At 69.2% G+C, this 12714-nt stretch carries 11 protein-coding genes and 1 other RNA gene; 7 read left to right on the top strand and 5 right to left on the bottom strand.

Translation table 11 applies throughout. The features are described 5' to 3' along the window. The first annotated feature begins 21 nt into the window (after positions 1 to 21). The 5 genes from HPF_RS03940 to HPF_RS03920 are packed head-to-tail and all read left to right on the top strand — an operon-like array spanning position 22 to position 5005. Positions 22 to 942, top strand: coding sequence for an ABC transporter permease (locus HPF_RS03940; protein ID WP_079364429.1), 921 nt, complete (start codon positions 22 to 24; stop codon positions 940 to 942). A 2-nt stretch (positions 943 to 944) separates the two neighbouring features. After that, complete coding sequence (locus HPF_RS03935) at positions 945 to 1820, top strand: ABC transporter permease (protein WP_079364428.1); 876 nt, start codon at positions 945 to 947, stop codon at positions 1818 to 1820. Beyond that, positions 1817 to 2518, top strand: a complete 702-nt coding sequence (locus tag HPF_RS03930; RefSeq protein WP_079364427.1) for a GntR family transcriptional regulator — start codon at positions 1817 to 1819, stop codon at positions 2516 to 2518. The genes HPF_RS03935 and HPF_RS03930 overlap by 4 nt, the downstream gene beginning before the upstream one ends. Beyond that, positions 2515 to 3252 (top strand): aspartate/glutamate racemase family protein, encoded by a 738-nt coding sequence (locus HPF_RS03925; RefSeq protein ID WP_133155810.1) that lies wholly within the window; start codon positions 2515 to 2517, stop codon positions 3250 to 3252. The genes HPF_RS03930 and HPF_RS03925 overlap by 4 nt, the downstream gene beginning before the upstream one ends. A gap of 52 nt (positions 3253 to 3304) precedes the next feature. Beyond that, positions 3305 to 5005: an MBL fold metallo-hydrolase gene (locus HPF_RS03920; protein ID WP_133155809.1), complete on the top strand. Its 1701-nt coding sequence runs from the start codon at positions 3305 to 3307 to the stop codon at positions 5003 to 5005. 5 nt (positions 5006 to 5010) lie between these two features. Here HPF_RS03920 and rnpB read toward each other — a convergent pair. After that, positions 5011 to 5366, bottom strand: an RNA gene (rnpB, locus tag HPF_RS03915) — RNase P RNA component class A. Positions 5367 to 5398: 32 nt separating this feature from the next. Further along, positions 5399 to 6775 carry an MATE family efflux transporter gene (locus HPF_RS03910; protein ID WP_133155808.1) on the bottom strand — a complete coding sequence of 459 codons (1377 nt, stop codon included), beginning with the start codon at positions 6773 to 6775 and terminating at the stop codon, positions 5399 to 5401. A gap of 119 nt (positions 6776 to 6894) precedes the next feature. On the opposite strand from HPF_RS03910, the gene HPF_RS03905 reads away from it, so the two are divergent. Continuing rightward, positions 6895 to 8718: an NAD(P)/FAD-dependent oxidoreductase gene (locus tag HPF_RS03905; protein WP_133155807.1), complete on the top strand. Its 1824-nt coding sequence runs from the start codon at positions 6895 to 6897 to the stop codon at positions 8716 to 8718. Between the two features lie 101 nt (positions 8719 to 8819). Beyond that, on the top strand, positions 8820 to 9455 hold the full coding sequence (locus HPF_RS03900; RefSeq protein WP_066153592.1) for a glycine zipper 2TM domain-containing protein: 636 nt from the start codon (positions 8820 to 8822) through the stop codon (positions 9453 to 9455). A 150-nt stretch (positions 9456 to 9605) separates the two neighbouring features. On the opposite strand, the gene htpX is transcribed toward HPF_RS03900, so the two are convergent. From htpX to HPF_RS03885, 3 genes are all read right to left on the bottom strand, one after another. After that, on the bottom strand, positions 9606 to 10475 hold the full coding sequence (htpX, locus tag HPF_RS03895) for a protease HtpX (protein WP_066153595.1): 870 nt from the start codon (positions 10473 to 10475) through the stop codon (positions 9606 to 9608). Between the two features lie 64 nt (positions 10476 to 10539). Next, positions 10540 to 11925, bottom strand: coding sequence for a glutamine synthetase family protein (locus HPF_RS03890; RefSeq protein ID WP_207959301.1), 1386 nt, complete (start codon positions 11923 to 11925; stop codon positions 10540 to 10542). Beyond that, positions 11922 to 12710 (bottom strand): DUF3025 domain-containing protein, encoded by a 789-nt coding sequence (locus tag HPF_RS03885; protein ID WP_133155806.1) that lies wholly within the window; start codon positions 12708 to 12710, stop codon positions 11922 to 11924. The genes HPF_RS03890 and HPF_RS03885 overlap by 4 nt, the downstream gene beginning before the upstream one ends. Between the last annotated feature and the right edge of the window lie 4 nt (positions 12711 to 12714).

Raw genomic sequence — 12714 nt, 5'->3', positions numbered from 1 at the left:
CCACCCAGCCCCTCTGAGCCCATGAGCACGAACACCGCCGTGACGGCCCCCGTCACCGACAGCCCCAACCGCACCGTGCCCGCCGGGTGGCAGGCCGCGCCGTACACGCTGGTGTTCGTGCTGTTCTTCCTGATCCCGCTGGGCCTGGTGCTGATGGTCAGCTTCTGGGACTTCAACGAGTACGAGCTGATCCCGGCCTTCACGGTCCGCAACTACCTGGCCATCTTCGAGGGCTGCTCCGCACTCACCGACCACGGTGACTTCTGCGTCACGCTCTCGACCTACCTCTCGACGCTCAAGTTCAGCTTCCTGGTCTGGCTGATCACGCTGGTGCTGGGCTTTGCTGTCGCCTATTTCCTGGCCTTCCACGTGCGGTCTTCGGGCATGCAGACGGCGCTGTTCGTGCTCTGCACCGTGCCCTTCTGGACGTCCAACGTCATCCGCATGATCTCGTGGGTCCCGCTGCTGGGCCGCAACGGCCTGGTCAACCAGGGCCTGCAGGGCATCGGCCTGATCGACCAGCCCATCGAGTGGCTGCTGTTCTCCGACTTCTCGGTGGTGCTGGCCTTCGTGCACCTCTACACCATGTTCATGATCGTGCCCATCTTCAACAGCATGATGCGCATCGACCGCAGCCTCCTCGAAGCCGCCAGCGACGCCGGGGCGAGTGCCTGGCAGACGCTGTGGAACGTGATCGTGCCGCTGTGCAAGACCGGCATCCTCATCGGCTCGATCTTCGTCATCACCATCGTCATGGGCGACTTCGTGACCATCGGCGTCATGGGCGGCCAGCAGATCGCCTCGGTCGGCAAGATCATCCAGGTGCAGACCTCCTACCTGCAGTTCCCGCTGGCCGCGGCCAACGCCGTGATCCTGCTGGCCGTGGTTCTGATGATCATCTGGGGGCTGACCCGGTTGGTCGACATCAGGAAGGAGCTGTGAGCATGCAAGCCCGAGTCTCCGACGCCCGCGCGCCCGGCTTCTGGCCGCTGGCTGCCGTCTTCGCGCTCTTTGTGCTGTTCATGTACGGCCCGATGGCCGTCATCTTCGTGCTCTCGTTCCAGGGGCCAGAGGGTGGGCTCACCTTCCCGATGCGGGGCTGGTCACTGCACTGGTTCCGCCAGCTGGCCGAAGGCCTGGGCACGGTGGACATCGGGGCGGCGTTCACCCGTTCGCTGATGCTGGGCGCGGTGGTCATGGCCTCCACCGTCGTGCTGTCGGTGCTGGCGGGCCTGGCCTTCCGCAAGAAACTGGGCGGCGGCAACGCACTGTTCTACGTGACGGTGGCCAGCCTGATCATGCCGTCCATCATCGTGTCGCTGGGCATCGGCCTGCAGTTCCGCCTGCTCGACGGCGGCCTCAAGTGGCTGCTGGAAGCGGTGGGCGCGACCACCACGCTGGAGGAGTACGGCACCGCGCTGGGCCTGTTCACCTCGGCGCTGGGCGCTCACCTGACCTGGACCCTGCCCTTCGGCCTGCTGATCATGTTCGCGGTCTTCAACCGATTCAACCCGGCCTACGAGGAAGCGGCGCGCGACCTCGGCGCCACGCCCTGGCAGACCTTCCGCCACGTGGTGCTGCCCCTCATCGGTCCTTCGGTGGTCGGCATCGGCATGTTCGGCTTCACGCTCAGCTGGGACGAGATCGCCCGCACCTCGCAGGCCATCGGCGACGTCAATACCCTGCCGCTGGAGCTGCAGGGCCTGACCTCGACCGTCACCACGCCAGCCATCTACGCGCTGGGCACCGTCACCACAGTGGTGTCGTTCGCGGTCATGGGTCTCACCGTCGGTCTCGCGATGTGGCTGAAGAAAAAATGAAAGCAGCCGCGCAGCCGCTGTCCGACCAGGCGATCTACGAGCGCATGGTCTCGGCCATCCTCGACCACCAGCTGCCGCCCGGCACCAAGCTGGTGGAGGACCGTCTGGCGGCGGCCTTCGGTGTCTCGCGCACGCGCATCCGGCCCGTGCTGGTGCGGCTGGCCAACGAGAAGGTGGTCACGCTCACACCCAACCGCGGCGCGGCGATTGCCGAACCCAGCGAACAGGAGGCGCACGAGGTGTTCGAGGTGCGGCGCATGATCGAACCGCTGCTGGTCGAGCGCTTCATCGGCCGGGCCACCCCGTCTCACATCCAGGCGCTCAAGGCCTGCATCTGCGACGAGGAGGCGGCGCGCAAGGCCGGCGACATGCGGCGTGCGATCCGCCTCTCGGGCGACTTCCACCTGCAGATCGCCGAACACGCCGGCCACCAGACCCTGGGCGGCATCCTGCGCGAGCTGGTCTCGCGCACCTCGCTCATCCTCATGGCCTACAGCGCGCCGCACGCCCAGGCGCGCGAGGACGCCACCGCCTGCGGCTGCCAGGAACACCGCGGCCTGATTGCCGCCATCCAGCTGCGCGATGCGAAGGAAGCCGCACGGCTGATGCGCGAGCATCTGGAACGGCTGGAATCACAACTCAGCTTCACGTCCGCTCCTGAAGCAGCACCGGACCTCCTGGAACTGTTCGGCTCATGAAACGGCTGCTGGTCATCAATCCCAACACCTCGGAGCGCGTCAGCGCGCTGCTGCAGACCCACGTGCAGGCCGCCGCCGGTTCACACGTGGTGGTGCAGACGGTCACCGCCCGCTTCGGTGCGCCCTACATCGCCGACGAGGCCAGCTACGCCGTGGCCGCGCACGCGGCGCTCGACGCCTGGGCGGCGGCACTCGACCGCGAGCCGACCCAACCCGACGCCGTGCTGATCGGCTGCTTCGGCGACCCGGGCCTGATGGCGTTGCGCGAGTCCAGCCCGGCCCCGGTGACCGGCCTGGCCGAAGCGGCCTTCATCGAGGCCGCGCGCCACGGGCGCTACGCCATCGTCACCGGCGGCGAACGCTGGGCGCCGATGCTGCAACGGCTCGCGCAGGCATTGGGCCAGGCCCAGCAACCGGCCGGCATCCACACCGTGGCGCCCACCGGCGCGCAGCTCGCCGCCGACCCGGCCGGCGCCCACCGCCTGCTGGCCCAGGCCTGCCGGGACGCCGCTCACCAGCTGGGCGTCCAGGCCGTCATCCTGGGCGGCGCGGGCCTGGCCGGCATGGCCGCCGCGGTGCAGGCCCAGGTGCCCGTGCCGGTGATCGACAGCGTCATCGCCGGCACCCACTGGGCGCTGCGCACGCCGCCGCTGCCCCCCCTGCGTGCGACGCCCGGTTTCGACAACGCCTGGCAGGGACTTTCACCGGAGATGCACGCCCTGGGGCTGGCGTAAACCCCAAGCCCGCGCGACAGCGCCGGGCGGGCGGTCCACGCACAATGGATGCATGGTCCGCCCCACCCAACTGCTCCACCCCCAGCGCGCACCCGCCCCGGTGCGCCCCGCCGCCACCGTCCTGCTGTTGCGCGATGCGCCTCAGGGCATCGAAGTGCTGATGACGCGCCGCTCGATGACCGCGAGCTTCGCGCCCGGCGCCTACGTCTTCCCCGGCGGCGGCATCGACGCCGCCGATGCCCAGGCACACGGCCATTCCACGCGCCGCGCCACGCAAAGCGACGGGCACCTGACGCAGGCCATCGCCGCCATCCGCGAGAGCTTCGAAGAGCTGGGCATCCTGCTCGCGCGACACGCCGATGGCTCGCACCTGGACACGGCACAGATCGCCGCGCTGGACCGAAAGGCCCCGTTCGCCGCACAGTGCGCCGCGCAGGGCCTGACGCTTTCGGGAGGCGAGGTCTTCGTGCTGGCGCACTGGGTCACCGACCGCGACCTGCCGCGCCGCTTCGATGTGCCCTTCCTCGTGGCGCGCATGCCCGAGGGGCAGGAACCGGTGGCCGACGAGTCCGAGCAGTTCGAACCGCTCTGGGTGCGCCCGGCCGACGCGCTGGCGCGCCATGCCGCGGGCCAGTTCTTCATCATCTTCCCGACCATCCGCACGCTGGAGCGCCTGCAGACCTATGCCTCGGTGGACGATGTGCTCAAGGCCTGCGCGGTCAACGACGAGCCGCTGTTCACCAGCTGTCCGCGCGCCGGCCTGATGAACGGCCACGAGTCGCGGCACATGGAGCACGAGATGCCCTATGGCGAGCTGGCGCTGGTCTGCCCGGACGGGCAGATGGTGCACGAGCTGGCCTGGCAGACCGAGCGCCCGGTGCCGCTGCTCAGGAACGTGCAGCGGCTCACCGCGCCCAACCCGGGTTTCATGACCGGGCCGGGCACCAACAGCTACATCGTCGGCGACCCGTCCACCGGCCACATCGTGATCGACCCGGGTCCGGACGAACCGGCGCACATCGAACGGCTGTGGCGCGCGGCGGGCGGCGACATCCGCGCCATCGTCTGCACCCACTCGCACCCCGACCACTCGCCTGGCGCGCCCCGGCTGCAGGTGCTGTGCGCCAACGCCGGTCGGGCCAGGCCGCCCATCCTCGGCCTGCCCAGCGCGCCCACGTCGCGCGAAAACAGCCGCTTCACCCCCGAGCGCACCCTGGCCGACGGCGAGCGCCTGGTGCTGAGCGCCCCCGACGGCACAGCACACACCCTGCAGGTGGTGCACACCCCCGGCCATGCGGCCAACCACCTGTGCCTGCTGCTGGAGGAAGACGGCCTGCTGTTCAGCGGCGACCACATCCTCAACGGCAGCACCACCGTCATCGATCCGCCCGACGGCAACATGGGCACCTACCTCGATTCGCTGGACAAACTCGACCAGCTGTGCGAGCAGCACGGTGTCCACTTCATCCTGCCGGCGCACGGCTACGTGCTGGGCGACCACCCGCGCAGCGGTGACAACCCCGGCGCGCCCGAACGCGGCGGCGCCCGAGCCGCCATCGCCCATCTGATGGCGCACCGGCTGGCGCGCGAAGCCAAGGTGGCCCGCGCCATGCAGGCCATTCCGGATGGCAGCATGGACGACTGGGTGAAGATCGCCTACGACGACGTGCCCGAACGGCTGTGGCCGGTGGCCAAGCGCTCCATGCTGGCGCATGTCGAACACATCCAGAGCCTGGGTGGGTTCAACGTCTGAAATAAGTGTGAAGCGCGCCGATAAGCCGGATTCTGTGCACCCGGGTTGCCCCGGGTGTGACCGCCATTCCTCTGGGCCGGGGGTCGCCCACCCGGCTCGGTGCTACCTACCCGCCAGCTCCGCGGAACCACATCAACGCTGGCCTATTTGGTATTGCTGCGCGTAGAGATTGCCCGTTTCACCCCGGCTGGTCTGCCTTGCGGCACTCCCACCGGACTCGTCTCTGTTGCTCTGATCCTCACCTTAGGGTCTTGCGACTTGTCGGTGGAGAGGTGTTACCTCCTACGCTGTCCTGTGCAGTCCGGACGTTCCTCCAGCACACCCTTTCGGGTCTCGTGCCAGCGGCGGTCTGGCGCGCTCCACGGGCGGCATTATCCCGTAGTCCCCGCCCGGTCAGACCAGCTTGCGGATCTTGCGGTGCCGCCACACGCCCTGGTAGTACGCGCTCTGCAGCACCAGCATGGTCACATAGGCCACGGGGAACGCGATCCAGATGCCTTCCAGACCGAGGCGCGCGTCCAGCAGATAGGCCACCGGCAGCTGCACGCCCAGGATGCAGAACACCGAGATCGCCATCGGCACCAGCACGTCGCCGCTGGCGCGCATCACGCCACCGATCACCGCCTGGAAGCCGAACACCAGGATGCTCCAGAGCATCAGGTGCAGCAGGTGCTGGGCCTGCGCATGCACGCTGTCCTGCGTGAGGAACAGGCCCAGCGCCCAGCCGGAGACGGTGTAACCCAGCAGCACCAGCCCACCGGTGAGCGCGGCGTTCAGGCCCAGGCCGGTCTTGAGGATCGGGGTCAGGCGTTCGATGCGCCCCGCGCCGATGGTCTGCGCCGCCAGGATGGACGCGGTGATGGCGATGGAGAGCGCCGGGAACTGCACGTAGTTCACGATCTGCGTCACCGCGCCGTAGGCTGCCGTGGCCTGCGAGCCGTGGCCGTTGACCAGCGCCAGGATCACCAGCTCCGACAGCGAGATCACCACCATCTGCAGGCCCGTGGGCAGGCCGATGCGCATGACCTTGCCCAGGATGGCCCGGTCCAGCTTCAGCGCATGCAGCAGCTCGCGGTCGGGCGCCAGCACGTGGCCCTGGCGGTGCAGCCGCAGCCCCAGGAAAGCCAGCGCCGCCGCGGTCGAGACGAAACCGGCCAGCGCCGCGCTGCGGATGCCCAGCGGCGGCAGGCCGATCCAGCCCTTGATCAGCAGCGGCGTGAGCGCCAGCCCGATGGTGGTGGACATCAGCAGCGCCAGCAGCGGCGAAACGGTGTCGCTGACACCGCGCAGCAGCTGGGTGAGCAGGATGAACACCAGCAGCAGCGGCATGAACAGCATCATCATGCGGGCGTAGGACACCGCGTCGTCCAGCACGTCGGCCGGCGTGCCCAGCGCCACCATGGCCTCGCGCGCGAACACCGTGCCCGCCACCGCGGCCATCAGACCGATCACCGCACCCAGGGTGATCGCGGTGCCCGCGATGGCCTTGACCTTGTGCGGCTCGCGTGCGCCCCAGGCCTGGCCGATCAGCACCGACGCACCGGCGCCCAGGCCGATGATCAGCGAGATGAAGAAGAACACGATCGGGAACATGCCCGAGACGGCCGCCAGCGCGTGGGTGCCCAGCATCTGGCCGATGTATATGCCGTTGAGCGTGCCCGAGAGGCCCTGCAGGATGTTCGACAGCACCATGGGCACGAGGAACAGCAGGTAGATGCGCCACAGGGGTTTGGTGCGCGGCGGATGGGAGGGGTCGAAAGTCTGGGACATGGTTTATTTTATCCGGGTAAATCATTTTATCCGGGTAAATTTGGTGACAGCGTTGCTGGTTGGGCGCCCAGCGACAATAACGGCCTTCGCTGCTTGATGAACACAAGCCCCACGAGATCATGATCCGCATCGCCGAACTCAAACTGCCTCTGGCCGAGGTGCCCGCCGAGCACCGCCGCGCCGCCGACGCCCCCACCGAAACCGACGAAGACCGCGTGCCGCCGCCGCACCCGGTGGCCGCCCTCACCTGCCTGGCCGCCCAGGCGCTGCAGGTGGCGCCCGAGGCCATTGCCACGCTGTCGGTGTTCAAACGCAGCTTCGACGCGCGCAAGGCCGACCTGCTGGCGGTCTACATCGTGGACGTGGCGCTGGCCGACCCGTCGCTGGAACCGCAGCTGCTGGCCCGGCACGAGAAGAACCCGCACATCCTGCCCACGCCCGACATGACCTGGCACCCGCCCGGCCATGCGCCGGCCGGCTGGCCCGCCGACGAGGCCGACCGCCCGGTGGTGATCGGCCTGGGTCCCTGCGGCCTGTTCACCGCGCTGGCACTGGCGCAGATGGGTTTCAAACCCATCGTGCTGGAGCGCGGCAAGCCGGTGCGCGAGCGCACCAAGGACACCTGGGGCCTGTGGCGCAAGAAGGTGCTCAACCCGCAAAGCAACGTGCAGTACGGCGAGGGCGGTGCCGGCCTGTTCTCCGACGGCAAGCTCTACAGCCAGATCAAGGACCCGCGCTTCCTGGGCCGCAAGGTGATGCAGGAGTTCGTCGACGCCGGCGCGCCGACCGAGATCCTCTACCAGGCGCACCCGCACATCGGCACCTTCAAGCTGGTCAAGGTGGTCGAGGCCATGCGCGAGAAGATCGTCGCGCTGGGCGGCGAGATCCGCTTCCAGCACCAGGTCACGGGCGTGGCGCTGGCGCCGGCCGGCGACGGCCAGCAGCGGCTCACCGCCCTGCGCGTGCAGCGGCTCGACACCGGCGACGCCATCGAAATGCCCGCACGCCACGCCGTCTTCGCGCTCGGCCACAGTTCGCGCGACACCTTTGCAATGCTGCACGACGCGGGCGTCTACCTTGAAGCCAAGCCGTTTTCGGTGGGCTTTCGCATCGAACACCCGCAGGGCGTGATCGACCGCGCGCGCTGGGGCAAACACGCCGGTCACCCGCTGCTGGGCGCGGCCGACTACAAGCTGGTGCACCACGCGAAGAACGGCCGCGCGGTCTACAGCTTCTGCATGTGCCCGGGCGGCACCGTGGTGGCGGCCACCAGCGAACCCGGCCGCGTCGTCACCAACGGCATGAGCCAGTACTCGCGCAACGAGCGCAACGCCAACGCCGGCATGGTGGTGGGCATCGACCTGGCCGACTACCCGACCCGCTTCCCGCAGGACGCGCCGCTGTGGACCGCCGCTTTCGGCGAGGCCGACGGCCCGCGCTATGCGAAAGAAGCCGAGGCGCTGGCCGCCAAAGGCCAGACCCACCCGCTGGCCGGCATCGTGCTGCAGCGCCAGCTGGAGGCCCGGGCCTTCGAGCTGGGCGGGCAGAGCTACGAGGCGCCGGGCCAGAAGGTCGGCGACTTCCTGGCCGGCACACCGTCGACCGCTTTTGGCGAGGTGCTGCCGTCGTACAAGCCGGGCGTGAAGCTGGGCGACCTGGCGCCCGCCCTGCCCGGCTTTGCGATTGAGGCCATGCGCGAGGCGCTGCCGGTGTTCGGTCGCAAGATCAAGGGCTACGACATGCCCGACGCCATGCTCACCGGCGTCGAGACCCGCACCAGCTCGCCGCTGCGCATCACCCGCGGCGAGGACCTCCAGAGCCTGAACACACGCGGCCTCTACCCGGCCGGCGAGGGCGCGGGTTACGCGGGCGGCATCCTGTCGGCCGGGGTGGACGGTATCAAGGTAGCCGAGGCGGTGAGCAAGGCCGTTCTCGGCCTCTGAACACCGCTGGTTACAACTGGCTCGCCAGCTTTACACCGGGTGCGGGGCGGCTTGACACAGGCCCCGCACAGTGGAGGCTCCTTCAACACACGGAGACCTCCATGAACTCCTCCCCCCGTTCCCTCCTGATCCCCGTCCTGACCGGCGTGATGGCCCTCGCCGGCGCCAGCGCCGCACAGGCGCAGGACGAACGAGGCCGCGTGCTCAGCAGCACCCCGGTGATCCAGCAGGTCGCCGTGCCGCAGCAGGTCTGCCAGAACGTGACCGTGCGCGAACCGGCCCGCACCTCCGGTGCCGGCGCCATCATGGGTGCCATCGCCGGCGGTGCGATGGGCAATGCGATCGGTGACGGCAACGGCCGCGCCGCCGCCACCGCCATCGGCCTGTTCGGTGGCGCCATCCTGGGCAACAAGATCGAAGGCAAGGGCCAGTCGCACACCCGCACGGTGCAGGAATGCAGCACGCAGAACGTGATGGAAAACCAGGTCGTGGCCTACAACGTGGTCTACGAGTACGCGGGCCGCCGCTACACCACCCAGATGCCGCAGGACCCGGGCCGCTGGGTGCCGGTCAGCGTGATGCCGGTCGGTGCCGCGCCGGCCTACGGCCCGAGCTACCGCCCGCAGGCGTCGAACGCGCCGGAGGTGGTGCGCATCGGGGGCCAGCGCCCCTATCGCCACGACAACCGCCACTGGCGCGACCGCGAGGACGAACAGTGGGACCGTTACTACCGCTGAACAACCCCGCCAGAAACAAAAAACGCGACCCGAGGGTCGCGTTTTCATGTCCGGAGACCGTGTCCCCTGTCGAGGATGCCGCGGAACTGGCTTCGCCAGGCCGCAGGCATCGCCCCCCGGGGGGGTGACGCCGAAGGCGGCGCAGGGGGGTCACAATTTCTGCAGGGCTGCGATGCGCTCTTCCATCGGCGGGTGGGTCGAGAACAGCTTGCCCAGGTTGCCGGTGATGCCCATGGCCTGCATGGTCTTGGGCAGCTCGCCAGGGGTCAGGCCGCCCAGTCGGGCCAGGGCGTTGATCATCGGCTGCTTGCGGCCCATCAGCTGGGCGGCGCCGGCGTCGGCGCGGAACTCGCGCTGGCGCGAGAACCAGGCCACGATGATGGCGGCGACGAAGCCCAGCACGATATCCAGCACGATGGTGGTGACCATGTAGCCGATGCCCGGGCCGCTGTCGCGGTCGTCGCCGCGGCGCAGGAAGCTGTCCACCGCGTAACCGATCACGCGGCTGAGGAACACGACGAAGGTGTTCATCACGCCCTGGATCAGGGTCATGGTGACCATGTCGCCGTTGGCCACGTGGGCCACCTCGTGGCCGATCACGGCCTCGACCTCTTCACGCGTCATGCTCTGCAGCAGCCCGGTGGACACCGCCACCAGGGCCGAGTTCTTGAAGGCGCCGGTGGCGAAGGCGTTGGGGGCACCGTCGTAGATGGCGACCTCGGGCATGCCGATGCCCGCCTTCTCGGCGAATTTCTGCACCGTCTGCACGATCCAGGCCTCGTCCGCCGTCTGCGGCTGGTTGATCACGCGCGCGCCAGTGCTCATCTTGGCCATGGTCTTGCTCATGAGCAGCGAGATGGTCGCGCCGCCGAAACCCATGATCAGCGAGAAGCCCGCCAGTGCGGTCATGTTCAGGCCGTTGGCCGTGAGGTAGCGGTCCACGCCCAGGATGCGCGAGGTGACCATCAGCACCGCCATCACGGCGAAGTTGGTCAGAACGAACAGGAAGATGCGTTTCATGAAGGCTCCGTGGCAAAGAGGGACGATGATAGTGGGGGTGGGTCGACCCCGTTTCAAGATGTGTTCAGACCTGGGGCAGCAGGTAGCGCCGTTCCCATGCGCTGATCTCTCGCAGGTAGTGGTCGTGCTCCAGCGTCTTGACCGCCAGGTAGCCGCGCACGAAACGCTCTCCCATCAGCCGGCTGGCGGTCTGGCTCCGCGACATCTGATCCAGCGCGCCGTCAAAGGTTCGCGGAAGGCTGCGCGCCTGGTCGTAGCCGTTGCCGCTCACCGGTTCGGCCGGTGCGATCCGCCCTTCGATTCCGGCCAGACCGGCTGCCAGCGTCGCAGCGATGGCCAGATACGGGTTGGCGTCGGCGCCGGCCAGGCGGTTCTCCACCCGGCGCGCGGCCGGGCCGCTGACCGGCACGCGCAGGCCGGCGGTGCGGTTGTCGTGGCCCCACTGCACATTGGTCGGCGCCTGGCTGCCGGCCACGTAGCGGCGGTAGCTGTTGACGGTGGGCGCGTAGACCAGCATCAGGTCGGGCGTATAGGCCTGCAGGCCGCCGATGAAATGCAAGAACGCCTCGCTGGCCGAGCCGTCGGCCTGGCTGAACACATTGCGGCCCTGCGCGTCCACCACGCTCTGGTGCAGGTGCATGGAACTGCCGGCCTGGCCCGCGACGGGCTTGGCCATGAACACGGCGTTGAGTCCGTGCTGCAGAGCGATCTCGCGCGCCGCGGTCTTGAACAGGAAGGCCTGGTCGGCCACCGCCACCGGGTCGCCGTGCAGCAGGTTGATCTCGTACTGGTTCTCGCCCACCTCGTGCAGCCAGGTGTCGGCGCGGATGCCCAGGCCGTCGATGGCGGCGTGGAAGGCGTCCCAGAACGGCGCCAGCTCATTCAGCGCGTTCAGGCTGAAGGCCGACTGACCGACCTCGGGCCGGCCGCCCTTCCCGGTGGGCGAGGCCAGCGGCTGGGCCGGGTCGGTCATGGCCGCGGTCAGGTAGAACTCGATCTCGGGCGCCACCACCGGGGTCAGGTCGGCGGCGGCGTAGCGGGCCACCACGTTCTTCAGCACCGAGCGCGGCGCGAACTCGCACAGCGAGCCATCCAGCTCCAGGCAATCGTGCACCGCCAGGTAGCGCGGCACGCTGGCCCAGGGCGAACGCTTGAGCGTGGCCAGGTCCGGCACCAGGCGCACGTCCGGGTCGCTGTCGGGGAACACGGGGTCGTAGCTGTACTCGCCCGTGATGCACTGCATCGGGATGGCCTGGCAGATGCGCAGCTCGGTGCCGCCGGCAAAGCTGGCGGCCGGCATCAGCTTGCCGCGCGGGTAGCCGGTAACATCGGCAAACAGGCACTCGACGTCGCGCACGCCGGTCTCGCGGAAGTGCGCGGCCAGGGTGGCGCGGTCGGCGTCGAGGGCGAGGTTCAGGTGGGACCAGGAGGGCGAGACGGAAGAAGTCATGTCGTCGGGGCAAAAGCGGTTCGGGGCGGCCGGAACACGGTGGCGTCGTCGTAGAACGCCGGGTCCTGGTTCGCCGGCCACCAGCCCGGCACCCCCAGCACGGGCAGCGGGGTGAAGGGTTTGGTCGCCAGCTCGGCCGCGGTCAGGCGCGCCGCCAGCCAGCGGTCCCAGGCGGCCACATCGCCCCCCAGTTCGGGGGGCACGGGCACCCGGTAGACATGCCCGGTGATGGACTTGTAGGGGGAGACCAGCTTCTCGGTCAGCGCGTGGCCGAACAGTACCAGCCGGGTCTGCCCCCACAGGGACCGCAGGTCCACGAACAACCGGGTCCACTCGCGCGCGATCAGCGCATCCCAGATCGCATCGGGGGCCTGCAGCAGCACCGCGTTTTCGTCGAACAGGGTGATCGCGTCGCGCACCGGCCCCCGCACCTGGCCCACACCGGCCTGGGCAATCTGCGCCGCCTGCAGGCGGTTGAGCAGGCGCTTGGTGGCGGGGAAGCGGGCCCACACCAGGCCGTTGAAGAAGTCGTGCAGGCCTTCGCGCGTCGGCACGGCGCCCTGCTCGAAGATGAACTGCTCGTAGGCCACGCCCTCGGGCAGCTCTGCTTGCCGCACGAAACGCGGGCCGGCGGTACCGATGCGGAGGTTCAGCGCCTGCGGCAGCGGAACGCCTTGCTCACAGGCCGCACGCACCGCCGCCCCAACGACGGCAAAGGGCGCGTTCCAGGGCTGAGCCCAGTCGGGCGCGGGCCAGCCGGCGACGGCGTTGCCGACGGCGCACATGCCC

This window comes from Hydrogenophaga pseudoflava (assembly GCF_004353865.1).
Classification (GTDB): domain Bacteria; phylum Pseudomonadota; class Gammaproteobacteria; order Burkholderiales; family Burkholderiaceae_C; genus Hydrogenophaga; species Hydrogenophaga pseudoflava.
This window is presented reverse-complemented; position numbering and strand designations above follow the sequence as displayed.

Bases quoted from the DNA above. Each gene is read 5' to 3' on its own strand.
- HPF_RS03940 (WP_079364429.1), top strand. From the start codon at position 22: ATGAGCACGAACACCGCCGTGACGGCCCCCGTCACCGACAGCCCCAAC.
- HPF_RS03935 (WP_079364428.1), top strand. From the start codon at position 945: ATGCAAGCCCGAGTCTCCGACGCCCGCGCGCCCGGCTTCTGGCCGCTG.
- HPF_RS03900 (WP_066153592.1), top strand. From the start codon at position 8,820: ATGAACTCCTCCCCCCGTTCCCTCCTGATCCCCGTCCTGACCGGCGTG.
- HPF_RS03905 (WP_133155807.1), top strand. From the start codon at position 6,895: ATGATCCGCATCGCCGAACTCAAACTGCCTCTGGCCGAGGTGCCCGCC.
- HPF_RS03910 (WP_133155808.1), bottom strand. From the start codon at position 6,775: ATGTCCCAGACTTTCGACCCCTCCCATCCGCCGCGCACCAAACCCCTG.
- HPF_RS03885 (WP_133155806.1), bottom strand. From the start codon at position 12,710: ATGTGCGCCGTCGGCAACGCCGTCGCCGGCTGGCCCGCGCCCGACTGG.
- HPF_RS03890 (WP_207959301.1), bottom strand. From the start codon at position 11,925: ATGACTTCTTCCGTCTCGCCCTCCTGGTCCCACCTGAACCTCGCCCTC.
- htpX (WP_066153595.1), bottom strand. From the start codon at position 10,475: ATGAAACGCATCTTCCTGTTCGTTCTGACCAACTTCGCCGTGATGGCG.
- HPF_RS03930 (WP_079364427.1), top strand. From the start codon at position 1,817: ATGAAAGCAGCCGCGCAGCCGCTGTCCGACCAGGCGATCTACGAGCGC.
- HPF_RS03925 (WP_133155810.1), top strand. From the start codon at position 2,515: ATGAAACGGCTGCTGGTCATCAATCCCAACACCTCGGAGCGCGTCAGC.
- HPF_RS03920 (WP_133155809.1), top strand. From the start codon at position 3,305: ATGGTCCGCCCCACCCAACTGCTCCACCCCCAGCGCGCACCCGCCCCG.